We start from the raw sequence: 25,466 nt of genomic DNA, 5'->3' as shown, positions 1-25,466 counted from the left end.
CAATGGAAGAAAACAATAACATCAACAGTCCAAATCAATCTGACGAACCTATACACGATGTCATTCCAGTATCGGGTATGTATGAAAATTGGTTTTTGGACTATGCTTCATACGTAATTCTTGAACGAGCTGTACCAGCCATCAACGATGGACTTAAGCCTGTGCAGCGTCGGATTCTTCATGCGATGAAAGAAATGGATGATGGAAGGTACAACAAAGTGGCAAACATCATTGGAAGTACCATGCAGTATCACCCACATGGTGACATGTCAATTGGTGATGCTATGGTCAACTTGGGTCAGAAGGATCTGTTGATTGATATGCAAGGTAACTGGGGAGATGTGCGTACAGGTGATAGAGCAGCAGCTTCCAGATATATTGAGGCCAGGCCTTCAAAATTAGCTCTTGATATTCTTTATAATCCTCAGACGACCGAATGGCAATTGTCTTATGATGGTAGAAAGAAGGAGCCAGTTACGCTTCCTGTTAAGTTTCCATTATTGCTGGCGCAAGGCGTAGAAGGGATTGCAGTAGGACTATCTACCAAAATATTACCTCACAATTTTTGTGAATTGATCGATGCCTCCATCAAACATTTGAAAGGGAAAAGCTTCAAGCTGTATCCTGATTTTCAAACGGGAGGGATGATTGATGTAGAGGAATACAACAAAGGTCACCGAGGGGGTAAAGTCAAGGTTCGTGCGAAAATCGAAGAGTACGACAAAAAGCAATTGGTCATCAAAGACATACCTTTTGGCACCACAACTACCAGTTTGATTGAATCCATTATCAAAGCCAACGATAAGGGTAAAATCAAAATCAAAAAGGTAGTTGACAATACGGCTAAAGACATTGAAATTCTGGTTCAGTTAGCGCCAGGGGTTTCTCCTGACATCACTATTGACGCACTGTATGCTTTTACAGATTGTCAGGTGTCTATTTCGCCTAATGCTTGTGTAATCGTGGATGAGAAGCCCATGTTTACCAATGTGCATGAGATTCTCAAGATGAACACGGATCAGACCGTGGACTTGCTTACGCAAGAGCTAGAGATCAGAAAAGGGGAGTTACTTGAGAAGATCTTATTTTCTTCACTAGAGAAGATATTCATTGAAAATCGCATCTATCGAGATATCGAGGAATGTGAAACCTGGGAGGCGGTTATTGAAACCATAGATAAGGGGTTAGAGCCATTCAAGCCACAATTCTATAGAGAAATTACACAAGAGGACATTGTTCGTTTGACGGAAATAAAAATCAAACGCATTTCAAAGTTTGACTCGTTCAAGGCAGACGAATTAATGCGGAAGCTTCAGGAGGAACTAGCTCAAGTAGAACACCACCTAGCCAATATCATAGATTATGCCGTAGCCTACTTTAATAACCTATTGAAGAAGTATGGAGAAGGCAGAGAAAGAAGAACGGAAATATCTTCCATAGAAACCATTGCAGCTACAGCAGTAGCTGCGAACAACGCCAAACTATACGCCAATTACAAAGATGGATTTATTGGCTATGGTTTGAAAAAGGATGAGTTTATTTCTGATTGTTCCGATTTGGATGATATCATCGTTTTTAGGAAAGATGGCCGTTGCGTGGTCACTAAGATTCAAGACAAAGTCTTTGTAGGTAAAGACATCATCTACGCTGGTGTCTTTAAGAAAGGAGACGAACGGATGGTTTATAACCTGTGTTATCTGGATGGAAAGTCAGGTCGTACCATGATCAAGCGATTTAATGTGACCTCTGTTACACGCGACAAGGAGTACAATTTGACAAAGAGTGAAAAGGGCTCTAAAGTGCATTACTTCACTGCCAATCCAAATGGTGAAGCTGAGGTGGTAACCGTATATTTGACAGCGGGAGCTAAGGCTAGAAAGAAAGTATTTGATTTCGACTTCGCTGAGATTGATATAAAAGGACGTGGAGCAGGAGGGAATATCCTGACGAAATATCCAGTTCGCAAGATCGATTTGAAAACAGCTGGAAAATCAACACTGGCAGGTACGGATATCTGGTATGATGATACTATTGGTAGACTAAATCGTGACGAACGCGGCTTCCACTTAGGTAATTTTAATGCCGAAGATTATGTCATTGTCTTTTACAAGGACGGTAGTTATGAACTGACCTCTTTTGAATTATCTAATCACTATAATCAAGGGCAGATCTTTAGTATTCATAAGTTTGAACCGGATCAGGTACTTAGTGTATTGCATCAAGATGGAGAGTCTAAAGTAGTGTATGTCAAACGGTTTACTATAGAGACCCTAACTGTAGGAAAGGCATTTTCATTTATTAACGAATCACCAAACTCGAAGCTGCTACACATCTCAGTTGTGGATGATCCTAAGGTGAAAATAACCTATAGGAAAAAAGGAGAGCGAGCCAAGAGTGAAAAAGAGTTTGCTTTGGCAGAGCTGATTGATAAAAAGGGTTGGAAGTCAATAGGTAATAAGTTTCCTGTACAGAATGTTTCCAAAGTGGTCGAAATAAGTGCTGATAAGGAGCAAGATAAAGAAGATGAACCTGCCGTAGATCCGGAAGTATTGGAAGGCTTAAAAGCTGAGGTGCAGAAAGAAGTAGAACAAGAAGAAACAAAAAAAGAAGGTTTTGATGTCGGTAGCTCGATTGACTTGAGTAGTTCAAAATCTGAAGACGAGGACGACGAAGACAAACCACAGCTTGGACTTTTTGAATAACCGTGCATATCAGGAGCAATGGCTGAATTATATGTCTGAATACGTTACAGACAATAAGAAACAGCTATTTGAAGATGTCCTAGGGCAACGCACGCGTTATCTAACAGTAGTACTCGAAGACTTGTTTAAAGCGCACAATGCAAGTGCAGTGATGCGAACAGCCGAAGGGTTGGGGATTCAAGATATTCATGTGGTCGAGCAACGCAATGCCTATGATTATAATCCTTATGTGCTTAGAGGCGCAGGGAAATGGCTCACACTACACAAATACAACCAAACTGATCAAAACATGGAAGTCTGTTTTGATCATTTAAAGGATCAAGGTTATCAAATACTGGCAACCTCTCCCCATGAGTATGCTAAAGACTATCGGGAGTTTCAAATTACTCAAAAAACAGCCGTTGTGTTTGGTGCAGAGGAAACTGGTATAAGCGACTACGTAAAGGAAAATGCAGATGGTTTTGTCCAAATACCCATGCATGGTTTTACTGAGAGTTTCAATATTTCTGTAAGTGCTGCTATTGTCTTGGAAGATTTTAATCGACAGATTAGGAACAACGAAGAAATAGGCTTAACACCAGAAGAAATTTTTTCGTTGAAGCTGGAATGGTATCAAAAGATGGTACCGAACGTTGATATCCACCTCCGAACCTTTAAAAAAACTCTTGAAGAAAATAAAGATTAATATCTAATGCTAAGAACTGTTAAATGGCTCATTCTGTGCACTATCGCTTTCATCACGATATGTAATGTTTGGATTGTAGCCACCACACACCACGGTATCGTAGAAGATAGCCGACAACTTACTGGTGCTGAAGTAGGGCTGGTATTTGGAACTAGTCAGCATCAGGTGAATGGCACGTCCAATCCTTTCTTTTTCAATCGAGTTGAATCTGCAAAACAACTGTTGAGTACTGGTAAGGTAGAACAATTGGTATTGAGTGGCTCAAAGGATTCAATCTATTATGATGAAGCCGAGGCCATGAAAGTAGCTTTGATTGATCAAGGTATTGACCCTGAATTGCTAATTCTCGACAAATATGGTAACAGAACTATTGAATCTTTGTCCAGACTGAAAAATGTCTATGGTTACGATCAGTGTATATTGATTACACAAGAGTATCATGCTTATAGGTGTCTCTTTATTGCTGAAAAAATGGGGCTGCATGCTCAATGTTTTGTAGCTAAAACTCCAGATAAGAAATCGCATCTTTGGGCATTGTTAAGAGAGCTGCTGGCTCGTACCAAGGCCGTAATTGACTTATACATACTTTCTGACGATTTGAAATAGTCTTTTGATTATATTCAATCACTATTTTTTTTCTTAGCCCCTTATAATAACTTCGCTTCAAACTTGCTGAATTAGGCCTTATGCGCTTAATTTATCTATCTGACTTAAATGAAGCCTGAATAAATGGAGATTCTTGATACTTATCTTGAAGATAAAAGTACCTATCAATTCGCTGAAGAGCCCTTATCACTGCAGAGTGAATATTTCAATGTTAGTATTTTAAAGGAAATAGAAAAACTAGGAGGGAAGATTGATCTTAATCCTGTGTTGGTTGTTTCTGCTCAAGTGCTTAGTTACGCCCAATTTTCTAAGTTTTTCAAGGATCAGCGAAAAATGAGTGAGGAGGATAGAAAGAAGTTTGTAGAAAACTATTTCGCTCATTGTGGGTTTGGTAAGCTCTCCATGAAATCTGTCTCTAATAAAGGAGGGCATGCTGAATTGATCTCAGATCATTTTGCATCTGCATGGTTCAAATACTTTGGTGAACGTCCCAAAAACCAAGCTGGTGTAGGGTATTTTGTTTGTGGCTTTTTGTGTGGAGCTGTAGAAGCAATATACGAAGTCCCTTCTGGTACTTTCGACGGGAAACAGACCTTGTGTATCTCCAAAGGCGATAACAAAAGTAGGTTTGAAGTATTTAGAGGACGAAGAAGAACGCTGAACCCGTCACCTTCAGTGGGTAAATTGCAAGAAGAGGATGAATCATTGACAGACACCAGTGGAATTAATGATTTTAAAGTCATTGAGCTAATCAGAGATTTACATCTCACTGGATTGGCGACAGATAAAGGACTAATCGAGTATTTCGGATCGACATGGACAAAAATTTATGCCAATTATTATCCCTTGGTTATGATCAAATTATTGATGCAAGCCGAGAAGAAATTGGGTAAAGGTGGAGTAGGGCATATAAGGAAAATATTCATAGAAAGCGCTGAAGCAAATGCATACTTTATTCTAGGTAAAGTTTTAAATTCAGATTTCTGGAAAGAAAAAATTACAGGTATAGTCAGTTCTGATACTAATGGTATGTGGCATGCTTGTTTGGACATCATGAGTGCATTCGGTTGCGGAAAATGGGAGCTTGTAGAAGGCAGTTCGACCGAGTACAAGGTGAACGTAATTAACAATCCTGAAACAAATGCTTTCTTGAAATTGGTAGGTAATACCAAGGCACCTTTAGGTTATTATACCGGAGGGTTCTTAACTGGCCTGGCTCATTATATCCGTACCAACCCAAAACCGGATGCAGTGGATGCCAACTTTGTAGAAGAAATGAAGACTTCGAAAGGAGATATCTCCTATAAAGAAGAGCAATCAAGAATGATGGGATCTGAAAAAGATATGCTCATGATTCTGGTACACTAGAATCATGAGCCTCCTGAATTTTTAATCAGATAAATGGCCTGACATATACCATGCCCCTCCGGCCAATGCCATATCCTTAAGTAAGCTTGGCATACTTGAGTCATTACCATTGGTTACAGCTACTAGGTGAACTAGCAAAGCAAAAAGCAACAACATAAGGCCTAACAATTGGGTGGCCATTTTTGCTCTTTTACCTATGATGATAGCAACAGCGGCAGCTATTAATCCGGCTCCCGTTAGGTAAACCCAAAATACACCTCCGGGTATAAAAGAAGGCACCATTCCGCCCATACCGTTGGCATTCATAAAATGAAAAATTCCGAAAATTGCCATGGGTATGGCGAACATGTACTTTCCAGCAACTGGTAGGTTGTTCATAATACTGTGGTTTAGTTGAATAATAAATGTATCAACACATAAATTACTCAATTTACATGAGCTATGCAATGGACCTTTTTTATTGGTTTCTTTTAGGCTCCACCAATATTACCTCCTCTTTCGAGAGTATAACCTGACCTGGCAAACTGCCTTTGGGTTTGCGAACATATTTCTTTTGTGTATAGATCACCGGGCACAGTGTATCTGATTTACGCTTTGAGTGCCAAGCGGCAATCTGAGCCACTTGTTTTATCACGCGAATGGGAATCTTCATTCCGTTCGGATTTCGGATGATGACATGCGAGCCAGATACATCTCTGGCGTGTAACCAGAGATCATCTTTTCTCGCAAACTTTTGAGTGAGCAAATCATTGTTTTTGGCGTTTTTTCCTGCAAATACCTGAAATCCATCAATTTCAAATTCTATGAATGGTGGCTGTTCCTTGGTGCTTGATTTTGTATTCGACTTTTCAAATGTCTTTAGCTCCTTGCTGTCTTCAATTGTGGAGATAGCATTTTTGCGCTCGATCAATTGTTCAAGAGCTCTTTCTTTTGAGTGGATATTTTTTTTCAAAACCTCGACCTCTTTGGATTGATTTTTGGCCTTTCTGTATAGGTTTTCAGCATTGTGCTGAAGTGATAGATTAGGTTTTAGTTTAATCTTGATTTGTTCATTAGCATAGAAATCGAATAACTCGATTTCCTTCTTCGATGGATCAATTTTGAGATGCAGATTAGCCATCAGTATATTAGCCAACTCATCATAACCTCGACGATTTTCTATTTCTGTTAGTTTGTTTTTGTTCTGACTGATATAGGATTCACATTTCTTTATTTCCTTATTGACTTGGGTCAGCAGCTTATTTTTTAGTTGTGCGAATCCCTGATTGGTGAAAAAAGAACGTGCCAACTGATTCGAAATCTCAACTGGGCTGTTAAATAAATTGTGCTCCTCTTCTGGCTTTATAAGCCGTAACTCAGGTGTTTCTTTCAGTAAATAAAAATTGGAATCATTGAGCTCAGTGAGCAACGACTCAAGTACATCTAGTTTGGATGCCGAGGGCTGGTTTTCTTCATAAAAACCTTTGGCTTTAAGGTGATTCTTTATGTGCTTATCAAATGTTGGGTAAACCTGAAATAAATCAAAGTTGGCTTTTTTGATAGCTTCTTTACTTTGATCGATGGGTCTGTTTAAGTCGTCCAGTTTCAGTTGTTGATCCTTTTCAATATTGTTTTTGAATAGTGACAACAGTTCGTTGCTTTGAAACAAAATAACATTGGAATGGCGGCCATGCAGTTTAAACAAGAGTTCAAAATCGTTTTCAAATTGGATTGAAAAAGACCTTTCATTTTCAAACTGTCTTATTTTAACTACAGTATGTCCAGATAATTCGTTGAACAAATCCACCGAGTTTTTCCTTGCCCTGGCAAAGGAGGGTGGAAATGAGAGGAGTGAGGATTGACTTTCTAAATTGGCCTTGATATAAAATTCCGACTTTCGGTCGGAAAAACACATAATCAATTCGTCTTTGTTTTGCGAAAAAATCGAGTCGATGGTTTTTCCAGTCAAGTGACCATCTAACTCCTTGGAGAGTGCTTTCAGAAAGTAATAATTGAATTGCATTTACCCTTGTAAAGTTAGACCATCATGGGCCAGATATACATTTTCGGGCAGTTCCTTTTGAACCTCTCTATGGGTACCCATATAGTGACCAATGTGTGTGATATATGCTCTTTGAGGTTTTATTTCTTCAATAAATTGCACGGCTTCATCTAAGGTAAGGTGCGAAATGTGTGCTTTCTTTTGTAAGGCATTAACGACCAGCACATCCAAGTTTTTGAGTTTCTCTCTTTCTATATTTGAAACCGTTTTGGCATCGGTGATGTATGCCATGTCCTTGACTCGAAATCCATAAACAGGTAGTTTATAGTGCATGACTTCAATTGGGGTAATCTCAACTCCACTGATTTCAAACGGTTCATTTTCGATTGGATTCAAAGTCACGCTGGCCACTCCAGGATATTTGGATTCAGCAAACATGTAAGCATATTCATGTTTTATCTGATTGAGCACAGAAGGCCTGCCATAAAGGGGCATATCCATCTTCTGTTTGAAGTTGAAACTGCGAATGTCATCTAGTCCTGCCGTGTGGTCTTTGTGCTCATGAGTATACAGTACAGCATCCAAATGATCTACGCGATTGGTAAGCATCTGTTGTCTAAAGTCTGGCCCGGTGTCTACTAGAAGATTAGTGTCATTTTCTTCGATCAGCACTGAGGATCTCAAGCGTTGGTCATGAAAATCTACGCTGCTACATACTTCACATTTGCACGCAATGACGGGAATGCCTTGCGATGTACCGGTGCCAAGAAAAGTGAGTTTCAAATCTTAAGGGCAGTTTGAGATAACTCTTTCAATAAGGCCTTGTTTTTATCGTTGAGGTTGGTGGTATCAAGTTTTACCTCTTTGAGTATTTCTAGCAAACAGTTAATCTTACCATCCAAAGTATAGAATTTATTTACAATGGCCACTTTGGTGTCCTTAAGCACACAATAACCTGATTGGAAGTTTCCTTTTTCATACCGAAGCACATAGTCCGACTCTGAAAATAGATCTTCCAGTTTGTTCAGAAAGTGCTTGGAGTATTTAATCATCTGCTGAAATGTATGCTTTAACTTTATCAACTAAGATATCAAAGTTCAATGGCTTAGGAATGTATTCGTTAATTCCAACTTCTTTAAAATCATTGATGGAGTAGTTTTTTGCATTACCCGTAATGGCCAAAATTGGAATTTTGGATTTAATAGGGTCTGCCATTTTCCTTATGGCTTTGGCACATTCCATACCATCCATTTTAGGCATATTAATATCCATTAAAATCAAGTCATAATCTTCTGCATCCAGCTTGTCTAAAACTTCCTGACCATTCTTTACAGAAGTAATACTAAAGTTTTGAATCTCGAGTATTTTTTTGGTTAAGTTTTGAATGACCGAACTGTCCTCTGCAATAATTATTTTTTTCATAGAAGGATTATTATATGACTTGCTTCCTCAAGCACTAAAACAAGGCGTCAAGTTAAAAACAAATCAATCACATTTGAAGTATATTTTTGTAATTTTCTTTAAACTCGATAAAACATTCTTGAATCGTGTCCAATTGAGGTTTTAAATTGGTAGTATCTGCCGATTTAAGTTGTAGTTCTAACTTGATGACATGATTGGCCAATTTCTCTATCCCAAGAGTTCCAGCGCTCCCTTTTAAAGTATGAAGTTCCTTTCTGATCTCCTCAATTTGATCGTCTGCAAAGTGAACCATACAATTCTTAATCAACTCATTGGCTTCTGATTCGAAGTCTGACAGTACTGATTCTAAAAGCTCGGCACCTCCAAACTTAGAGAGTTGTTCCAAGGTTTCTTTGTTGATTAATAAATCTGTGTCATTATCTTTTTGCTCTTGGACAGCGACATTAGAAGTGTCGTATTGAATGTATTCTTTTACTTTCTCTATAATGGTCACTGCTCGGATAGGTTTTGCGACATAGTCATCCAGCCCTTGTGACATAAACTTGTTTCTATCATCCTCCATGGAGTAAGCGGTCATAGCAACAATAGGAGGTAAGTTCTTTATACCAAGCTTTTTTATGTTTTGTGTGGTCTCTACACCATCCATTTTAGGCATTTGAATATCCATAAAGACCAAATCCAATTCATTGTTTTTTACAACCTCAATGGCTTCTGGTCCACTGGAAGCTAAATGAACATGACAACCTGACTTTTCCAAAATCTGACTGGCCACGGTACGATTTACCTTGTTGTCGTCTACTACTAAAATTCGAGGAACCACAGACGTAAACTCCTTGGTAATTTCCATTGGCTCATCTGACTCATGGGAATTGTCAGTTTCTTCGCCTTCTGGAATTATTCCTTCAAAAGTAAACCAGAAGGTGCTGCCTAAGCCTGGAGTAGAAACTACACCAATATCACCACCCATGGACCTGACAAGCTCCTTAGAAATGGCGAGGCCCAAACCAGTTCCTCCGTACACTTTTGTACTTGAGTTATCGAGCTGGTTAAAATTGATGAATAGGTTCTTTATTTGTTCTTTTGGAATGCCAATTCCTTCGTCTTTAACCTGAACTTTGAAGGTACACTTACTTTTTTCTTTCTTCTTGAGGATTAAGCTGATATCGATAATTCCCTTGCCGTCTGAAAACTTAATGGCATTGCTAATCAGGTTTGATAACACTTGAAGCAATCTAGTTTCATCCAAAAGAATCACCGGAGGTACCTTATTGTCCAGGTTATAATTTAGATAGATGTTATTGGCATTGGCTTCTTTCGAAAATAGATCATATAGTCTTTGAAATGTTCCAAGCAGTTTTAACGGACGTTGCTTAAGCTCCATTTTCCCAGCCTCAATTTTTGAAAGGTCGAGAATGTCATTAAGGATGTCCATCAATGTTTCAGAAGACTTTTTGATGGTCTTTACATAATCCGTTTGTTCTGTATCGAGATCAGTACTTCCAATGAGATCTATCATACCAATGATACCGTTCATTGGCGTACGAATCTCATGACTCATGTTGGCAAGGAAACGTTCTTTGATAGCCAGAGATTTTTCGGCGAATTCTTTTGCCTTTGAGAGTTCTTCATAGGCGCGTTTGATTTCTGAAATATCACGAGCAACTCCCTCAAAACCAACTGCTTGTTTGTTTCTGAACAAGACTCTGACATTACACAAGAAATCAATTTTCTCTCCTTCTTCGGTATGAAATGAAGCCTCTAAATTTTGTGATTTGTGTTCTTTAAGTAAGGTCTTTAAAATGGATTCCGCTGATTCTTCAGAGGTGAAAAAGTGTGTGATACTCTTTCCTAACACATCCTCTGGATGAAGTCCGAGTGACTCAGTTGCGGATGGACTCATCATGAGCAACTTGCCATTTAGGTCGCATCTGAAATAAATATCCTGTATGGATTCGAATATTTCTCTAAACTTGGCTTCACTCTCTGAGAGAGCAAGTTCTGAACTTTTCTTTTCTGTAATGTCATTAGAAATAACCGACACCTCTTCTATCGTGCCATCTTCCTTTACAATTGGGTTGATAAATACCTCCGACCAATAAGTATTTTTTCTTCCAATTTTTACTTCGTTTTGAAAGTTTAAAGCCTTGCCTTTAAAAGCTTGATTGTATTTAGACTCCCAAAGCTTATTAACCGAGTCAGACAATTTCTTCCGTTCTTTTGCATAGTCTTTACCGACAACTGTATTAACGTCAAAACTATCTTTCATCCAGTCGGAGAAATTGCTATTGAATGATGTTAAGTTGTACGTGTCATCTACAGACCAAATTTGATGACTACTACTTTCAAAAATAGCCTTCAATCTTGCAGCCTGGTCAACAATCTTTTCTTCGTTGATTTTTCTTTCTATGGCTAATGATATCTGGCTGGCAATGAAATAGAGGAGCTCTAAGTCCTTAGCTCCAAAATCAGATCTGTCGTCGTACGAGTGCGTGCTGAGCAAGCCAACAGGGGAGTTGCCTACAGTAATTTGTACTCCAAGCCAGACTTTTGGGAATGTGCCTTTGTAGGACTTTTTCTTTTTAACTACTTCTTCCTTGATTTGCTCTTCATAAATAATCAGCTGTCTCGTATCACCTACCATTTGCTTGGCGATAAGATCATTGACAGTTTTTTGATTTTCAAGTTCGATTGAATCTTTGAATTCCGAACGCACATAAGGCGCTGAAGCATTAGACTTATCAGTCAAATTGAGTTCAATAGAAAGGTTTTTGATATTCAACAATCCCTTTAACTCATCGAACAGCTTTGAGTATAATATTTCCAGTTGAGGCCCCTCAATATTGAAGTCTGCAATTTTGTAATAGAGACTTTGAGCTTTTTCAGCACGGATTCTTTCAGTGATATCATAAAATATTCCGCGAAATTGAGCATTGCCGTTGATATCAAATGAACAATTTACTCGACCAGAAACAAAAATGTTTTTACCCATGTCTGAAACAAAAACGGTTTCGAATCGATCGATTGCTTCTCCTTTAATGATTTTATCAAGATTTTCAACGGTCTGTTGCCAGTTTTTGGGGTGCACCAAATCCTTGAATCGAATATTTTCCAGTTTATCTCTATAACCTAATTTTTCTATCCAGGCTTCATTTACAAATTGGAAAACACCTTCATGATCAAATGTTTGAATCAAATCATACGAGTTATCAAACAGTTCCTTGAGTTGATCATTACTCTTTTCTAGTTGCTTTTTTACTCTGTTTTGGGCTGTTACATTCTCACCAATCAGATTGATTCCAGACACCTCATTAAAACTATCCTTGAGAAGGATGACATTGAACCTAACATAGATATCCTGTTTTTCTTTGGTGAAAAATTTGCCTGCTAATGTTCCATTGTACTTTCCATCGGTAGCGATCTGACCATATTTCTTTTGATTAATTTTAGTCGAAGCGTCCGGAATGAAGATATCAAATAAGTTGGCACCAACAATGTCCGCTTTTTTTAGCCCCATGGTCTCCAGTAGCTTATTGTTGCAAAAGGTAATGCTGCCTTCCGTATTGGTGGTCATGGCTACAACCTCCGATTCATCAAGCGATTCCTGAATTTTAAGTTCTGATTCAGAAATGGCTTCTTCTCTTGTGGCTTCTAACTCAAGTGTTTTTCGCTCAGTGGTATCGATAGCCGCAGCTGCATAACCAATAAATTTTTTGTTTTTAGAGAATCGGGGAGTGCCTGACTCTAAGAGCCATCTATATTCTCCGTTTGTGTCTTTTATCCTAAATGAATATTCGTAATTCTTTTTCTTTGAAACGGAAAAATCAACGGTGGAACTATAAGCCGCCAAATCATCCGGATGAATCTTTTCCATCCATGTACTATAAGATTTTTCATCTTTGGTTCCTAGAAGGTCGAACCAGCCCTTACTGAAATAGGTGACCTTATTTTTCTCGTCTGTAATTTTTATAAAAACGGGAGCACTATCAGTGATTGTATTAGAAGTAGAAACTAGGTTCTCCGTGTCTTCTACCAAATCGAAGTGCACTAAGAATCTTTCGTCCTTTACTTTACTTATGGATGCAATAGTGGCAAACGATTGCCCATTCCTATCTAAAAATTCAAATTCGAAAGTATCTGATTTTCCTCTGCGTGCTACTTTGAAATTGTCTTCCCAAGTCTTGCTACTCTTTTCACCACTCACCTGAAAGATCGGCATCAGTTCATCGATGGTCTTGTCAGAAAAGTCGCTGGCAAAAACAAATTTCTCTTCTGCCTTGGGACTAAACTCAATTACATTTCCTTCTTCAAAGATGACAAAATAACTTGCCGATGACTCAAGTAAGAGATCATACTTATTATGTAGCTCCTTTAGCTCTCCTTTGAGCTTCTCTACTTCATTCAACAGTTCAGTCCTGCCTTGATTGAGCATTTAGCTTTATTGTTTTGAGAAATTAGTGACTAGGCTAGAAGAGTAATTTATATTTTTTAATGAAAATATGTATGTATATTTTCATTTTAGATGCTCATTTTTCGACGAGCTTGCTTAACCCAAATCTGCAAGAATTTTTTTACCTCTATTTATCACGCCGGGAGTGGCATGCTGTATCAGGTCTTTGATTACGATTTTAAGTTCTGATTTAAGCTCAGGATAGATTTTTGTAAGGTTGTGTGCAATGGTCATTGAGAATGCTTTTACAGCTGTAGTTTCTTTGGCTGATGTTAAATATTCGAAGCACTTATCCAGCAAAAGGCCTTGAGACTCTTCAGGAATTTCTTGCTTTTGCAAAAGCCTTACGGTATTCCTTTTGATGGCTACTTTGGGATTTGCTTTCAGATTTTCAATCATTTGGCTGATGTATGGTTCAAGGAGTTTTGGGTATTTATCTACACAATGACTTACTGCATGAGCGGCTCTTTGAGAAACTCGGTATTCATCATGAAAAAACAGCTGCATTAACTCATTGAAACGCTGAGCGTTTTTACCGACATATTTAGCAATAGTTTGAGCGTTTTCTTTGCTGTGAGCTTTAGCTATTTGTTTTTGAAGATCCATATTTTCAATTTGTCATTAAAGGAAAAAGCAAAACAACTTGTGTATACTCACCTTCTTTAGAATCAATTTCGACCCTTCCACGATGTAGGTTGAGAATTTGTTGCACTAAACTTAAACCAATCCCTGACCCACTATTTTTAGTTGTGAAAAATGGGATTAAAGCTTTGGATAGTGTTTCTTGATCCATGCCACAGCCTGTATCTCTAACTACGAGTCTCATCCAAGAACTCTGCGCAGAGTAGCTGATTGTAATACTTTTGTTGTTTGAATTCTCTAAGGATTGTAAACTGTTGGTCAATAAATTAACCAATACTTGTTCTAGCAAAATTGGGTCTGCAGTAAGCTCTTTGCTTTCATAGTTTTCGGTTACTTCTATTTTATCTAGCTGATTTTGGAATAGATGTAAAATGCCATCAATCTTTTCTTTGATTTGGAATGTTTCAAACTTTGGCTGAGGAATTTTAACCAACTTTCGATAGTCCTCCATGAAAGTCAATAGTCCTTCAGATCGGTCTCTTATGGTTCTTAGACTTAGTTCAATATCTACTAAATTCTCATGTTTTGATTTTTTAAGGATCAGTAGCGTAGTTTCTGACAATGAAGTAATAGGGGTAAGGGAATTGATTATTTCATGAGCTAAGATTCTGATTAGTTTCTGCCAAGATTCAATTTCTTTACTTTCCAATGAACTAGAGATGTCCTTGAATGTGAAAATGGATTGTGGCTCGTCTAACAGCTTAAAGGAGGACTTATTAACCAAAAGCTCAACTTTTTGACCTTCTGAATTTTGGCCTGCTATGATTTGAGAGTCATTTACTTTATTTAAAACTGAAACTAATCCCTTGTCACTTTCGAATTTATAATCGGTTCTCATTTTTCGAGCTACCTGATTAATTAAGGTAACTTTTCCATTTTCGTCAAAGGACATTAATCCTGTTTCTATATTATCAATCAACTCCTGAATGAAAAGGAATTGGGCTTCGTATTTGGTTTCCTTCTTTTTATAAAAATCTAAGGTGCTTTGAAACCGTTCATAAAGAATTCCAAAGGATTCATTTTCAGCCTTTGGAAATTTGGTGGTATAGTCTGTGTCTCTTAAGGCTAGAATGAATTTGGCCAATTCACTATTTGTCTTGTTTACAAAACCAATCAGACTTATGGTTTGAAGTACTACGAGAACACCTAAAAAAATCAGCGTATAGAACAAATCTCCACGATTATGTAGATATACGACTCCTATTAAATTGACTAGAATAAGGAGAATTCTAACTATAATATATAGCGTAAACCTATTATAAGCCATACTTTTCAAGTCTTCTGTGTAAGGCTAGCCGATCAATACCCAGTTCTTTTGCTGCGTGTGTCACATTCCCCTCGTGTAGGGCCATGGCCTTTTCTATAAATGATATTTCCATTTGTTTGAGATTCAGTGAATCCGGATTACCTATTTTCTTTTCACTTGTTCGGTTATTCTGAAAATCAGAAGCTAGTAATTGATCTCGATCGGTAAGAATAACGGCCCTCTCAGTGGCGTGCTGCAGTTCTCTAATGTTACCCGGCCAGTTCATTCTTTTAAGTTTTTCGATTTCCTCTTCAGAAATCTTTAAACTGTGTTTCCCATAACGGTTTTTAAATGTCGAGAGAAAGTATGTGATTAGTAAAGAGATATCTGAGAGTCTCTCTGTCAAGTTGGGCATAGTCACTTCGACCGTATTGATTCGATATAAAAGATCTTGACGGAAAGTCCCTTTTTCAACCATCTCATACAGCGGCATGTTAGTAGCGCAAATCAACCTTACATCAATATCGATTTCCTGGTTAGAGCCCAAACGACTAAACTTTTTGTTTTGCAAGACAGACAATAATTTGGCTTGGGCTGGAAGAGAAAGGTTACCAATTTCGTCGAGAAAAATCGTACTATGATGAGCTAACTCTAAGCGGCCTTTTTTTTGTTGGGAGGCATCAGTAAAGGCACCTTTTTCATGCCCGAACAGTTCAGACTCCATCAGTGTTTCGCTAAGCGCCCCCATGTCTATCGTTATCATAGGGCGTTCGCTTCTGTCCGAGTTCTGATGAATAAACTTGGCCGCTAGCCCTTTGCCCGTTCCGTTTTCACCAAGCAGAAGTATGTTAGCATCAGAAGCGGCTACTTTTTCCATAGTTGCTTTAGCTTTTAGGAAAGATGGTGCACTTCCGATAAATCCTTCAATTTCCTTGGCTTGTTCCTCAGATTGATATTGTCTGGAGTTCTTGAGTTCCTCAAGTTGACGTGCATTTTGAGCTAGTTTGTTAGCAGTTTCAACGGTGGTAAGAAATTTTTCGTTTTTCCATGGTTTGGTTACAAAATCAATGGCGCCGCTTTTCAATGCTTTTACCGCCATATCTATGTCGCCGTAAGCAGTCATAAATATCACCTGAGCTTGTGGTTGAATAGCTAAGATGTCCTTTAGGTATTTAAACCCGTCGGCTCCGTCATTTTTTCCTTTTTGAAAATTCATATCTAAAAGCACAATATTGATTTCGCGCTTCTTGAAATGACTCTGAATTTTCCCCGGATTAAGCTCTATGTACACCTTCTTGTAATACTGTTTAAGAAATAGTTGAGCAGAAGTTAAAATACCTGCATCATCATCAACAATCAGTATATTTCCGTCTTGGAAAGTGGGTAGTAATTCCATGGTTCCAAAACTAGGAATAAAGGTTCATAAACAAACAAAGTACTGTTTGAAATCAAACAGTTTGGCTGCATTTTGGTCGGCTAAAATTTTATATTTATCTGTAAATCAATTAATTATAAATCATGGCACCGGGGTTGTAAGTAATCTTACAACTCTAAACACCAAACACAATGTTTAAAAACTACTTCAAAACGATTTATAGAAACATAAAGAGAGAAAAACTCTTCACACTCCTTAATTTGTCTGGCCTAGGGTTGGGATTGGGCTGTATTTTAGTCATTTTCAAAATTATTACTTATGAGCTAAGTTTTGACAAACACCATTCCAACTATGATAATATCTACCGACCAGTTCGGGAAACTAGAATCAGTAGTGGAATTCGCTATAATGAGGGCGTTCCGCATCCTTTAGGAGAAGGGTTAAGGGCCGATTATCCCGACTTGGTTGTAGCGAGAACGCACTACGAACCTTATCACCAAGTGGCTGTTAAAAGAGAAGACGGGGAATACGATCGCTATCTCGATGATGAGGGATTAGTATTTGCCGAGTCTTCCATATTTCAAATTTTTGATTTTGAGTTTATTGAAGGGAATTCGATGAATTGCTTAGATGAACCCAATTCGATGGTAATTTCCAGATCTCAAGCCAAAAAATTCTTTGGATTGAATGACGCTAATATAAGCCAGGCCATCGGGAAACAAGTCTTGTTGGCAAATACAAAAGATTTAATTGTTAAGGGACTTGTTGAGGACTACAAAGAAACTACCAATATTCCATTTAACGTGTTTATACATTACGAAAATATGGATGGATTAAATCCATATTATAGAAAAGGAAACTGGAATAGCAATAGCTCGTCAACAAACTGTTATGTCTTAGTTCCCGACAGTTTTAATGTCCAAAATTTCGAAGAGAGTTTAGTAGACTTTGTAGAGAAATACCATGGTGAAGGCGAATCTGCAGATTTGAAATACAATATGCAACCCATGAGTGATATTCACTTTAGCGAGAAATATGACAACTATAATGAGCGAACTATTTCGATGGAATTTATTCAGGCACTTGGGGTGATTGGTATCTTTTTGATTCTTACCGCAGCCATCAATTTTATCAACCTCACCACTGCTCAGTCTATTAAGAGGTCTAAGGAAATTGGTATTAGAAAAACGTTAGGAGGGAAGTCTTATCAGTTAGCTATTCAGTTCTTGTCAGAAACATTAATGATTACGATTGTATCTTCTTTTATTGGTCTGATCTTCGCAGAGGTGCTATTGATTTATCTGGAAGATATACTAGGATACAAGCTTTGGATCAATCTTTTCAAAGAACCTACCACCTTACTCTTTCTGACCATCAACATAGTTATTATTGGCTTGTTAGCCGGAATATATCCAGCACTTTCCATGTCAAAACTGAACCCCATTGCTGCATTGCGAACTAAATTCAACGTGAAAGAAGGAAGCGGCTTTTTGTCATTCAGAAGGATCCTGGTCATTGTACAATTTATAATCACCCAAGTCTTAATTATTGGTACTTTGGTAGTACAGAATCAGATGGATTTTTTCTTGAATAAAGACCTCGGTTTTGAAAAAGACAATATTATTCTAGCTGATCTTCCAAGTAAAAATGAAGAGGATCTTAATCGATTAAAAACTAACCTATTAAAACACCCTGAGGTAAAAGGGGTTACGTTTACACTCAGTGCGCCTATGGGGACGTCAAATTCAAACTCTCATATTAGACACCATAGTATTCCAGAAGGAGAGAATGTGAGGGTAAACTTCAAATTTGGTGATAAAGATTTCCTAGACATCTATGGATTAAAGCTAGTTGCTGGGGAATGGGTAAACAAAACAGATACAAGTCGCATTATAGTGAATAGAAAATTAGCCGAAGCACTAGGCTTCGATAATCCTGAAGAAGCACTAGGTGAGAAGATTAGTGGATGGTATCGTGACATGCAGGTAGTTGGAGTAGTTGAGAATTTTCACACCCATTCGTTGCAGTCAGACTTTGCTTATTGCATTTTCATGAACAATCCACGCATGTTTTATGAGATGGCTGTCAAGATTAACTCTGCGGGTCAAACTATAGATGAAGTCAATCCAACCTTAGCCATTGTTCAAAAAGAGTGGGAGGGGGTATTTAGTAAAGATATCTATGATTTCACTTTTTTCGATGAGCAGGTGGCCGACTGGTACGAAGAGGAGAAGAATATGGGAAGTATGTTCAAGCTCTTTTCCATTATAGCTATTTTCATAGGGTGTCTTGGCTTGTACGGTCTGATTTCATACATCGCCAATAAGAAGACTAAAGAAATTGGTGTTCGGAAAGTTCTTGGAGCCAGCACGCTTAATGTCCTCAATATTTTTTCAAGAGAAATGGTTCTACTTGTATTCCTTTCATTTTTAGTCGCTGGCCCCATTAGCTACCTAGTCATGAGTGATTGGTTAGACAATTTTGCCTACAAGATTGAGCTTTCATATCTGATATTTGCCTTGGCCTTATTGATCAGTTTTGGAATTGCTATCCTGACCGCTGGTTATAAAGCAATTTTAGCTGCAAGAGCCAATCCTGTGTTGTCACTTAGGGATGAATAAAACATATAGGTAATCATTTTTAAAAAACCTCTTCAGTTTCTGAAGAGGTTTTTTATTATGTACGCTTAACATTCTTGGTCTATGTCATCTTATTGCTTAACTTATCAATTCGGCATTATTAGATAGCATATTTGAATGAGAAAAATTCGGACAATGATCAGGCGACTTACCAATGTAGGTGTATTTGGTGGGTCTGATATTATCCAGAGGCGAAGGATTCGAATACTCAATATCTTCAATCTAATTGCCGCCGCAATTATTCTTACCTACTTCGTTGTCAATTGTATAATCGGAACAATTGGTCAGGCGTTTACAATTATGTCCGGACTTTTTGTATTGACAGTACCTGTCTTTTACTTTCATTCTCGGCAATGGATTCATACGGCTAAAATCTATTTCGTGCTGGTTACCATCTTGTTTATCAATTTGATGGCTTACAAAACATTGTTTCAATTCCCTGATCGAGATAATGATTTTATAATGATTGGATTTTCCACACTGATTATTGTTTTGTTCGACAATCCTCGGAAATTGCTATTCTTTTGTTTAAATGCAGCACTGGCCGTTTCATTAAAAATCATCAGGATTGCTATGTATCAACCTGACACGTTGGTAGCGGACAATTTTTTATCAATAATGAACATGCTCATGGCCTTTGTCTGCGTGTATTTCTTTACTGATGTCTATAAAGTCGATTTGCTAAGAAGCGATATGAGAATTAGAAGCTTCGCAAAGAACGTAGAAAGGCAGAAAGAACAAATTAATATTGAAAAAGACAAGCTTGTTTATAACAAGTACCTTCTTCGAACGACAATTGATAATTTGCCCATCTTCATTGCGCTGCTGGATAAGACAGGTCATTACATTATTGTCAACAATAGATTTAATGAGGTGATCTTGAAAGACGTAGAAGGCATTGAGGGAAAGCATTATACGGAGGTATTAGGGACTGAGATTTCCGAAATGGCGGCTCCATTGTTTAACAGATGTTTAGAAGGTTTTGAAACGGATATTGACGGTCCAGTTACTTTTCTAAATGGAGAGCGTATACATGCCTATGGCAAGTACATTCCTTTAAAAAACCATTATGGCAAGGTATCAAGGGTATTAACCTATGTTACAGATATCAGTGAGGTGAAAGAAACTGAAAATCAACTCATAATCGCCAATGCTTCAAAAGATAAAGTATTAAGTATTCTATCACACGATCTTCGTTCTCCACTAGTCTCCTTAGGTGGATTACTGGCCTACGCGGATGATATTGAGCCGAAAAAATTTAAGGAGTTGATGGGTACTGTAAAACAACAAGTCGATACGATCAGCTTTACCTTGGATAATGTACTCACATGGGTTAAGTCTCAGCTAGGTGCATTTGTTGCCACTCCCAAAGATGTTAATTTAGAATATGCAGCAAAGCGAGTGGTAGAACTCTATAGTGAGTCGGTCAAGGGAAAAGCAATTCGTGTTGAAAATAAAATCCCTAAAGACCTCCAAGTATTTTTTGACCCTGATCATTTGGCTATTGTTATCCGAAATTTGATGAGCAATGCCATTAAATTCACACCACAAGATGGCGGAATTGTCTTGTCGGCTAAAAGTGAAAATAGAACAACTAGTCTTTCTGTTTGCGATTCGGGTATTGGAATGTGTGATGACACCATAGTATCAGTACTCGAAGGGATTAACAAGAATAAAGCGTCAACAAGATTGGGGACCAATGGCGAAAAAGGAACTGGTCTAGGTTTAAATTTTTGCTTGGATATATTAAGCCTTAATAATGGTAGTATGGAAATAAAAAGTGAACCTGATCATGGGACAGAGATTACTGTTATCTTGCCAACAGCTTAATCTTCTACTTCGAGTGATTCTAATATATCTGCTAACTCATCGTATTCCTTGAAGCCTGGTTTCTCTTCTTGAGAGCCTTTCAGTTCTATGCCAGCGAATGGCTGAACCTGAATGATATGATCAAGTTGAGATAGTTCTACATCATAAGCTTTGATTAATGAAGTTTCACTTCCAGTGGCTAGTGTTTTTTCTATAGCCGGGATGAGCTGAGGTGCATCACACGAAACGATAATCTGTTCATATTCATTTCCGATAGCCTGAGCCAAAGTCTTTAGATCACTTTCAGTAGCGATTTTGATAGCGACAATTACTTTAAAATCGTTTTGTTTAAGTTTGTCTGCGGTCTCCAATTGATCTACCTGTACGAAAGGAAACTTGTTTTCTTCCTGAAGTTTAGTGATTTCGTCGAAGGGCATATTACCAAATTCTGCCACAAAACCAGGTCCGGCCACCCAACCCATGATTTCGTTGGCTTGATCAATTGAAATGTAGTTGTCCGAATTAGGGTTGAGATCAAACCCTAGTAGATCTACACCAAAACCCGCACAAAAACGAGCGTCACTTAAATTCGTAATACTTCCGACTTTTACAAACGTTCTTAGATTCATATCAACTGAGGCAATGGCCTGATCAAATTATTTTATACTAGAAAAATTTCTTGGTCCACAAACTTCCGTAAAATTGCGGTGATAATCAATGATAAAATAATGGAAGTAAAAGAAACTGTAGATAGCAATTTTGAACAAGAGATTTCAAGTGCAGATAAAGTAATTGTAAAATACTATGCCGACTGGTGTGGTTCTTGTAGATTGTTTAATCCCAAGTTTAAAAGACTGGCTAAAGATGAAAGATTCGAAAGCGTTACTTTCTTAAATGTAAACGCCGAAGAAAATGAAGTGGCAAGAAAAGCAGCGGGTGTAACAAATCTTCCATTTTTTGCTATTTTTAAAGGTGGAGAATTAGTTGATACTATTGCTAGTAGCAAAGAAGAAGCTGTTGTCGAACTATTAAATAAATTGAACTAGTATGCAAATACCTGTGATAAAGAAGCTAGTGGAGAATCACTCGGTTGAGGAACTGGAAACGGCTGAATATTGCCTTATGGAAGAAAAGGAATTGCCTTTTGAAGTAGAAGGTAAAGATGATGGAGAAGTACTTACGCATCTGATAGCTGCTGGATGGATTATTGAGAAAATGGAGAAGGATGATATCCCATTTCCTAAAGCGTTGAGAGCTTATACCGAAAAGGTTAGAACTTCCATTTCCAGCTAACCAGTAAAGAAAATAAACTTGAGGCCTTGAAGTAATTCGAGGCCTTTTTCATTTCGATTTACAAATTTTTAATTAGTTACCAGAGCTTACTAAGCTGGATTGGAAGTTATAATTTTGTCATTCAATTATTGACAATCTATCATGCGCATATATCAAAGTCTATTCATCACAGCTTTAGTCATTCTTGCTAGCTGTAGCCCGATTAACAAGAAAAACAGAATTAAGAAAACCTTCGAGGCAGCTACACAAAAGCTGAACGACGCTTACTATGAGGATGCTATTGTTTTGTATTCGAAGGTGCTGGAAATGGACCATGAAGTGATTGATGCACATCTGAATAGAGGAGTAGCTTATTATGAGACGGGACATTATGCTTTGGCTCTAGCTGATTACAACGAAGTTCGGCAAACTAGGCCTGATTTTAATGATGTACTCTTCAACCGGGCCTATGCGTATCTGGCAATGAAACGGTACGATATGGCATTGGAGGATTTGGGTTTACTTAAAAAACTGTATCCTGATACTGCCTTAGTTTACAACATTGAAGGCTTTGTTTATGGTCAGCAGGAGGATTATACCCAGGCCAAGAAAAGTTTTGAGCGAGGGATTACAAAAGATTCCAAACAGTTCGATTCTTGGACTAATCTTGGCGTAATGAATTACCATCTGAAGTTATACCACGAGGCAGAAAAGGCATTTGATAAAGCCTTGAAAATTAGAGGTAATGCTCCCGAAGTCTTGAATCCGCTCTCCTTGGTTTATCTGGAACAGGGAAGACTAGAGTTGGCAGATTCTACTGTTGATGCGGCGATTAGGCTAGTCGCTGATCAACCCTACTTTTTGAATAACAAAGGTTTGATCCAAATTCACTTGGGTAATTACGCTTTGGCAGATTCTCTTATCAACAGAAGTCTTGCTTTGGATTCCTCCAATCAAATGGCGAAGGAGAATTTAGAATTACTTAAGAGTAAATACTAGACTTGAAACTGGCAAACAAAAAAGCCAACTTGACCTTAATCAAGTTGGCTTTCAATCATAGAAATTACTTCTTATTTCAAAGAGGCAATTAGGTCTTCGTTTCTTTTGATATAACCGAAATCACCAGCTTCAAAAGCTTTAGCAGCAGCCATTGATTCTTTAGCTACTTTGATGGCTTCTTTTTTGTTGCCTTGCTTAGCTAAAATCTGCGCTTTCAAGTGAACATTCCAGAACTGTGTGCTGTTATCTCCAGTAGCCAAATAGGTGTTAACCCAAGCCAAAGCTTGATCCAAATCTTTGTCAGCAGTGTAGTAGTATCTAGCTGCAGTCATTAAGTTTCTTGGATTTACCACAGTGTTTTCTGCAATAGCTTTCATTACTGCTTCGTCGAAAGAAACTTGAATTGGAACGTTTACCGCAGTCTTTTCCCATGCCAACTGAATGTTTGCATTTTCACTGTTTTCACTGATGTCAGAGATGTTGTAAGTCAAAGTACCAACAGTCTCAGTTAGCTTTGAAGACTTCACTTTGGCTTTTAATGCAGCTTTACTGTCATCATAGGCAGCTACATTACCGCCTAATGAAATGTCGGTATAGAATACTACTTCCCATTCTGATGCACCTGGTGTAGCGAGGAATAGATATTCGCCTGCAGCCAAATCTTGACCAGCTACTTTTACATCATCGCTGAATTTTACGGTAGTTCCAGCATTGGCACCAGCTCTCCATAGTTGACCATTTGGCACTAGTACATCTCCGTCTCCGAAAATTGTTCTGCCTTTCATTTGAGGTCTAGCATAATTGATTTCTATTTCGGTAAGGCCTACAGTAGCAGATACCGAACCTGCTGGACTTGGCGCAGGTGTGTTGATTTGAGCGGTTCCGTTGAAAGAGATGGCAAATAGTGCCGCAACGAAACTAAGTTTGAACAGTTTGGTTTTGTACATAATTAAGTTCATTTTGATTGTTATATAAAATCTATTGGAATTTCCAGTTCAACAAAAAACAATGAGCTTGCTTGCAGCAATTAAATTGTAAAATTGTATTGTGGACTCCTTGTAAAATTACGGGGTTTTATACGTTCATCCCGTTTTCAGGTTTGCTAATGAAGAAAGATAGTTTAAATATTTTGCCGAACGGCTTTTACCAAAGGTCAAATGTGCTCGAAGTGGCCAAAGACTTGCTCGGAAAAGTACTTTGTACAGAAATAGATGGCCAGATTTGTAAAGGAAAAATAATAGAAGTAGAAGCCTATAGCGGCACCAACGATAAGGCCTGCCATGCTAATAATGGTAGACGCACAGCTAGAACAGAAGTAATGTATGCATCAGGGGGTAGTGCTTACGTTTATCTCTGCTATGGAATTCATCATTTGTTTAATGTGGTCACCAATGTAGAAAATGTAGCTGATGCCGTACTTATTAGAGCTTTGGAGCCTTTGGAAGGATTGGACATTATGGCACGTCGATTGAATTCGAAGAATAAGAAGCTCACCAATGGTCCAGGAATATTAGCCAAATCGCTGGGAATAAAAACGACACATACGGGATTGCGACTTGATCAAGGTCCAATTTGGATTGAAGATGCAAAGCCTATTACTGATGAATTGATTGTAGAGTCTACCAGAGTGGGGGTGGAGTATGCAGAAGAGGATGCTTTGCTTCCTTGGCGTTTTTACATTAGAGACAATGAATGGGTAAGTAAGAAATAAGATTCTATAGTCTTTTACATGAGCGGTAACTAAAGGGTAGGTGCTTTTTCTGAGTGGATTGTTAGACCACCAAACTTTGCCCCATGATTAAATCAAAACTATATTCATTTTTTATATTCTTGTTACTCTGTTCTTGTGAGGCCAATCAGACCAAAACTAAACTTATTACTCAACATCCTGACCCTGAAATACTCAAAGAGGTGGATAGAGCATTTTCAAAACTGTCTTTTGAAAAAGGAATGAATCATGCATTTGAAACTTACATTGCTGATACTGGTACAGTACTACGGAACAACTCATTTCCTATTGTTGGAAAAGATGCTGTCATCAGCGGACATTTTAGCAGACCTGATTCCGCCTTCCGTCTTACTTGGGAGCCAATGTTTGCTGACATAGCTCAGTCTGGAGATTTGGGATATACTTATGGTACTTACCTTGTCTCGTCCATAAGTGGAGATTCTCTAGGAACAGGAACCTATGTGAGTATCTGGAAGCAACAACAAGATCAATCTTGGAAATTCGTATTTGATGCGGGGAATGAAGGATTATAGTATCTTTCGCT

The 25,466-nt window shown here is 38.1% G+C and carries 22 protein-coding genes; 11 read left to right on the top strand and 11 right to left on the bottom strand.

From position 1 onward, the window contains the following. Positions 1-2 precede the first annotated feature (2 nt). The 4 genes from ACO6S2_RS12870 to ACO6S2_RS12855 all read left to right on the top strand — a co-directional run bounded on the left by ACO6S2_RS12870 (position 3) and on the right by ACO6S2_RS12855 (position 5,361). Positions 3-2,702: a DNA gyrase/topoisomerase IV subunit A gene (locus ACO6S2_RS12870; protein ID WP_422358963.1), complete on the top strand. Its 2,700-nt coding sequence runs from the start codon at positions 3-5 to the stop codon at positions 2,700-2,702. Continuing rightward, positions 2,695-3,387 carry a TrmH family RNA methyltransferase gene (locus ACO6S2_RS12865; RefSeq protein WP_422358962.1) on the top strand — a complete coding sequence of 231 codons (693 nt, stop codon included), beginning with the start codon at positions 2,695-2,697 and terminating at the stop codon, positions 3,385-3,387. Before ACO6S2_RS12870 ends, ACO6S2_RS12865 begins: the two co-directional genes overlap by 8 nt. A 6-nt stretch (positions 3,388-3,393) precedes the next feature. Further along, positions 3,394-3,993: a SanA/YdcF family protein gene (locus tag ACO6S2_RS12860; protein WP_422358961.1), complete on the top strand. Its 600-nt coding sequence runs from the start codon at positions 3,394-3,396 to the stop codon at positions 3,991-3,993. 123 nt (positions 3,994-4,116) lie between these two features. Further along, positions 4,117-5,361 (top strand): hypothetical protein, encoded by a 1,245-nt coding sequence (locus ACO6S2_RS12855; protein WP_422358960.1) that lies wholly within the window; start codon positions 4,117-4,119, stop codon positions 5,359-5,361. Between the two features lie 21 nt (positions 5,362-5,382). Here ACO6S2_RS12855 and ACO6S2_RS12850 read toward each other — a convergent pair whose 3' ends face one another. The 9 genes from ACO6S2_RS12850 to ACO6S2_RS12810 form a co-directional block, all read right to left on the bottom strand. Then, the gene (locus ACO6S2_RS12850; protein ID WP_422358959.1) at positions 5,383-5,739 is read right to left on the bottom strand and encodes a DoxX family protein; all 357 of its coding nucleotides are present in this window, start codon (positions 5,737-5,739) and stop codon (positions 5,383-5,385) included. Between the two features lie 79 nt (positions 5,740-5,818). Next, entirely contained in the window at positions 5,819-7,363 is a 1,545-nt protein-coding gene (locus ACO6S2_RS12845; RefSeq protein ID WP_422358958.1) for an NFACT RNA binding domain-containing protein, read from the bottom strand. After that, positions 7,364-8,125, bottom strand: coding sequence for an MBL fold metallo-hydrolase (locus tag ACO6S2_RS12840; RefSeq protein ID WP_422358957.1), 762 nt, complete (start codon positions 8,123-8,125; stop codon positions 7,364-7,366). It lies immediately after the preceding gene. Continuing rightward, complete coding sequence (locus tag ACO6S2_RS12835) at positions 8,122-8,394, bottom strand: hypothetical protein (protein WP_422358956.1); 273 nt, start codon at positions 8,392-8,394, stop codon at positions 8,122-8,124. The genes ACO6S2_RS12840 and ACO6S2_RS12835 overlap by 4 nt, the downstream gene beginning before the upstream one ends. Beyond that, entirely contained in the window at positions 8,387-8,764 is a 378-nt protein-coding gene (locus ACO6S2_RS12830; protein ID WP_422358955.1) for a response regulator, read from the bottom strand. The genes ACO6S2_RS12835 and ACO6S2_RS12830 overlap by 8 nt, the downstream gene beginning before the upstream one ends. A 67-nt stretch (positions 8,765-8,831) precedes the next feature. Continuing rightward, the gene (locus tag ACO6S2_RS12825) at positions 8,832-13,193 is read right to left on the bottom strand and encodes a PAS domain S-box protein (protein WP_422358954.1); all 4,362 of its coding nucleotides are present in this window, start codon (positions 13,191-13,193) and stop codon (positions 8,832-8,834) included. A gap of 114 nt (positions 13,194-13,307) precedes the next feature. After that, entirely contained in the window at positions 13,308-13,817 is a 510-nt protein-coding gene (locus ACO6S2_RS12820; RefSeq protein WP_422358953.1) for a hypothetical protein, read from the bottom strand. Positions 13,818-13,821: 4 nt separating this feature from the next. After that, positions 13,822-15,120: a sensor histidine kinase gene (locus ACO6S2_RS12815; RefSeq protein ID WP_422358952.1), complete on the bottom strand. Its 1,299-nt coding sequence runs from the start codon at positions 15,118-15,120 to the stop codon at positions 13,822-13,824. After that, positions 15,110-16,495 (bottom strand): sigma-54-dependent transcriptional regulator, encoded by a 1,386-nt coding sequence (locus ACO6S2_RS12810; protein ID WP_422358951.1) that lies wholly within the window; start codon positions 16,493-16,495, stop codon positions 15,110-15,112. Before ACO6S2_RS12810 ends, ACO6S2_RS12815 begins: the two co-directional genes overlap by 11 nt. Before the next feature lie 170 nt (positions 16,496-16,665). Between ACO6S2_RS12810 and ACO6S2_RS12805 the strand changes: the two genes are divergently transcribed. Both ACO6S2_RS12805 and ACO6S2_RS12800 read left to right on the top strand, forming a co-directional pair. Further along, the gene (locus ACO6S2_RS12805) at positions 16,666-19,095 is read left to right on the top strand and encodes an ABC transporter permease (RefSeq protein ID WP_422358950.1); all 2,430 of its coding nucleotides are present in this window, start codon (positions 16,666-16,668) and stop codon (positions 19,093-19,095) included. Between the two features lie 153 nt (positions 19,096-19,248). Then, a complete protein-coding gene (locus ACO6S2_RS12800; protein ID WP_422358949.1) occupies positions 19,249-20,943 on the top strand; it encodes an ATP-binding protein in 1,695 nt (564 codons plus the stop codon). On the opposite strand, the gene ACO6S2_RS12795 is transcribed toward ACO6S2_RS12800, so the two are convergent. Continuing rightward, a complete protein-coding gene (locus ACO6S2_RS12795) occupies positions 20,940-21,551 on the bottom strand; it encodes a hypothetical protein (RefSeq protein WP_422358948.1) in 612 nt (203 codons plus the stop codon). The genes ACO6S2_RS12800 and ACO6S2_RS12795 overlap by 4 nt on opposite strands. A 99-nt stretch (positions 21,552-21,650) precedes the next feature. Between ACO6S2_RS12795 and ACO6S2_RS12790 the strand changes: the two genes are divergently transcribed. The 3 genes from ACO6S2_RS12790 (at position 21,651) to ACO6S2_RS12780 (ending at position 23,193) form a co-directional block, all read left to right on the top strand. Next, positions 21,651-21,968, top strand: a complete 318-nt coding sequence (locus ACO6S2_RS12790) for a thioredoxin family protein (RefSeq protein WP_422358947.1) — start codon at positions 21,651-21,653, stop codon at positions 21,966-21,968. Between the two features lies 1 nt (position 21,969). Next, positions 21,970-22,215, top strand: a complete 246-nt coding sequence (locus tag ACO6S2_RS12785; RefSeq protein WP_422358946.1) for a DUF6952 family protein — start codon at positions 21,970-21,972, stop codon at positions 22,213-22,215. Positions 22,216-22,356: 141 nt separating this feature from the next. Further along, on the top strand, positions 22,357-23,193 hold the full coding sequence (locus ACO6S2_RS12780) for a tetratricopeptide repeat protein (protein ID WP_422358945.1): 837 nt from the start codon (positions 22,357-22,359) through the stop codon (positions 23,191-23,193). Positions 23,194-23,264: 71 nt separating this feature from the next. On the opposite strand, the gene ACO6S2_RS12775 is transcribed toward ACO6S2_RS12780, so the two are convergent. Beyond that, on the bottom strand, positions 23,265-24,140 hold the full coding sequence (locus tag ACO6S2_RS12775) for a DUF2911 domain-containing protein (RefSeq protein WP_422358944.1): 876 nt from the start codon (positions 24,138-24,140) through the stop codon (positions 23,265-23,267). A gap of 158 nt (positions 24,141-24,298) precedes the next feature. Between ACO6S2_RS12775 and ACO6S2_RS12770 the strand changes: the two genes are divergently transcribed. Both ACO6S2_RS12770 and ACO6S2_RS12765 read left to right on the top strand, forming a co-directional pair. After that, positions 24,299-24,904 carry a DNA-3-methyladenine glycosylase gene (locus tag ACO6S2_RS12770; protein WP_422358943.1) on the top strand — a complete coding sequence of 202 codons (606 nt, stop codon included), beginning with the start codon at positions 24,299-24,301 and terminating at the stop codon, positions 24,902-24,904. Between the two features lie 83 nt (positions 24,905-24,987). Further along, complete coding sequence (locus ACO6S2_RS12765) at positions 24,988-25,455, top strand: YybH family protein (RefSeq protein WP_422358942.1); 468 nt, start codon at positions 24,988-24,990, stop codon at positions 25,453-25,455. Positions 25,456-25,466: the final 11 nt, after the last annotated feature.

This window comes from Reichenbachiella sp. (assembly GCF_965233835.1).
GTDB lineage: Bacteria > Bacteroidota > Bacteroidia > Cytophagales > Cyclobacteriaceae > Reichenbachiella.
The sequence above is the reverse complement of the archived record's forward strand: the minus strand, read 5'-3'. Positions and strand labels throughout refer to the sequence as shown.

Bases quoted from the DNA above. Each gene is read 5' to 3' on its own strand.
- ACO6S2_RS12870 (WP_422358963.1), top strand. From the start codon at position 3: ATGGAAGAAAACAATAACATCAACAGTCCAAATCAATCTGACGAACCT.
- ACO6S2_RS12860 (WP_422358961.1), top strand. From the start codon at position 3,394: ATGCTAAGAACTGTTAAATGGCTCATTCTGTGCACTATCGCTTTCATC.
- ACO6S2_RS12855 (WP_422358960.1), top strand. From the start codon at position 4,117: ATGGAGATTCTTGATACTTATCTTGAAGATAAAAGTACCTATCAATTC.
- ACO6S2_RS12850 (WP_422358959.1), bottom strand. From the start codon at position 5,739: ATGAACAACCTACCAGTTGCTGGAAAGTACATGTTCGCCATACCCATG.
- ACO6S2_RS12845 (WP_422358958.1), bottom strand. From the start codon at position 7,363: ATGCAATTCAATTATTACTTTCTGAAAGCACTCTCCAAGGAGTTAGAT.
- ACO6S2_RS12835 (WP_422358956.1), bottom strand. From the start codon at position 8,394: ATGATTAAATACTCCAAGCACTTTCTGAACAAACTGGAAGATCTATTT.
- ACO6S2_RS12830 (WP_422358955.1), bottom strand. From the start codon at position 8,764: ATGAAAAAAATAATTATTGCAGAGGACAGTTCGGTCATTCAAAACTTA.
- ACO6S2_RS12825 (WP_422358954.1), bottom strand. From the start codon at position 13,193: ATGCTCAATCAAGGCAGGACTGAACTGTTGAATGAAGTAGAGAAGCTC.
- ACO6S2_RS12820 (WP_422358953.1), bottom strand. From the start codon at position 13,817: ATGGATCTTCAAAAACAAATAGCTAAAGCTCACAGCAAAGAAAACGCT.
- ACO6S2_RS12815 (WP_422358952.1), bottom strand. From the start codon at position 15,120: ATGGCTTATAATAGGTTTACGCTATATATTATAGTTAGAATTCTCCTT.
- ACO6S2_RS12810 (WP_422358951.1), bottom strand. From the start codon at position 16,495: ATGGAATTACTACCCACTTTCCAAGACGGAAATATACTGATTGTTGAT.
- ACO6S2_RS12805 (WP_422358950.1), top strand. From the start codon at position 16,666: ATGTTTAAAAACTACTTCAAAACGATTTATAGAAACATAAAGAGAGAA.
- ACO6S2_RS12800 (WP_422358949.1), top strand. From the start codon at position 19,249: ATGATCAGGCGACTTACCAATGTAGGTGTATTTGGTGGGTCTGATATT.
- ACO6S2_RS12795 (WP_422358948.1), bottom strand. From the start codon at position 21,551: ATGAATCTAAGAACGTTTGTAAAAGTCGGAAGTATTACGAATTTAAGT.
- ACO6S2_RS12790 (WP_422358947.1), top strand. From the start codon at position 21,651: ATGGAAGTAAAAGAAACTGTAGATAGCAATTTTGAACAAGAGATTTCA.
- ACO6S2_RS12785 (WP_422358946.1), top strand. From the start codon at position 21,970: ATGCAAATACCTGTGATAAAGAAGCTAGTGGAGAATCACTCGGTTGAG.
- ACO6S2_RS12780 (WP_422358945.1), top strand. From the start codon at position 22,357: ATGCGCATATATCAAAGTCTATTCATCACAGCTTTAGTCATTCTTGCT.
- ACO6S2_RS12775 (WP_422358944.1), bottom strand. From the start codon at position 24,140: ATGTACAAAACCAAACTGTTCAAACTTAGTTTCGTTGCGGCACTATTT.
- ACO6S2_RS12770 (WP_422358943.1), top strand. From the start codon at position 24,299: ATGAAGAAAGATAGTTTAAATATTTTGCCGAACGGCTTTTACCAAAGG.
- ACO6S2_RS12765 (WP_422358942.1), top strand. From the start codon at position 24,988: ATGATTAAATCAAAACTATATTCATTTTTTATATTCTTGTTACTCTGT.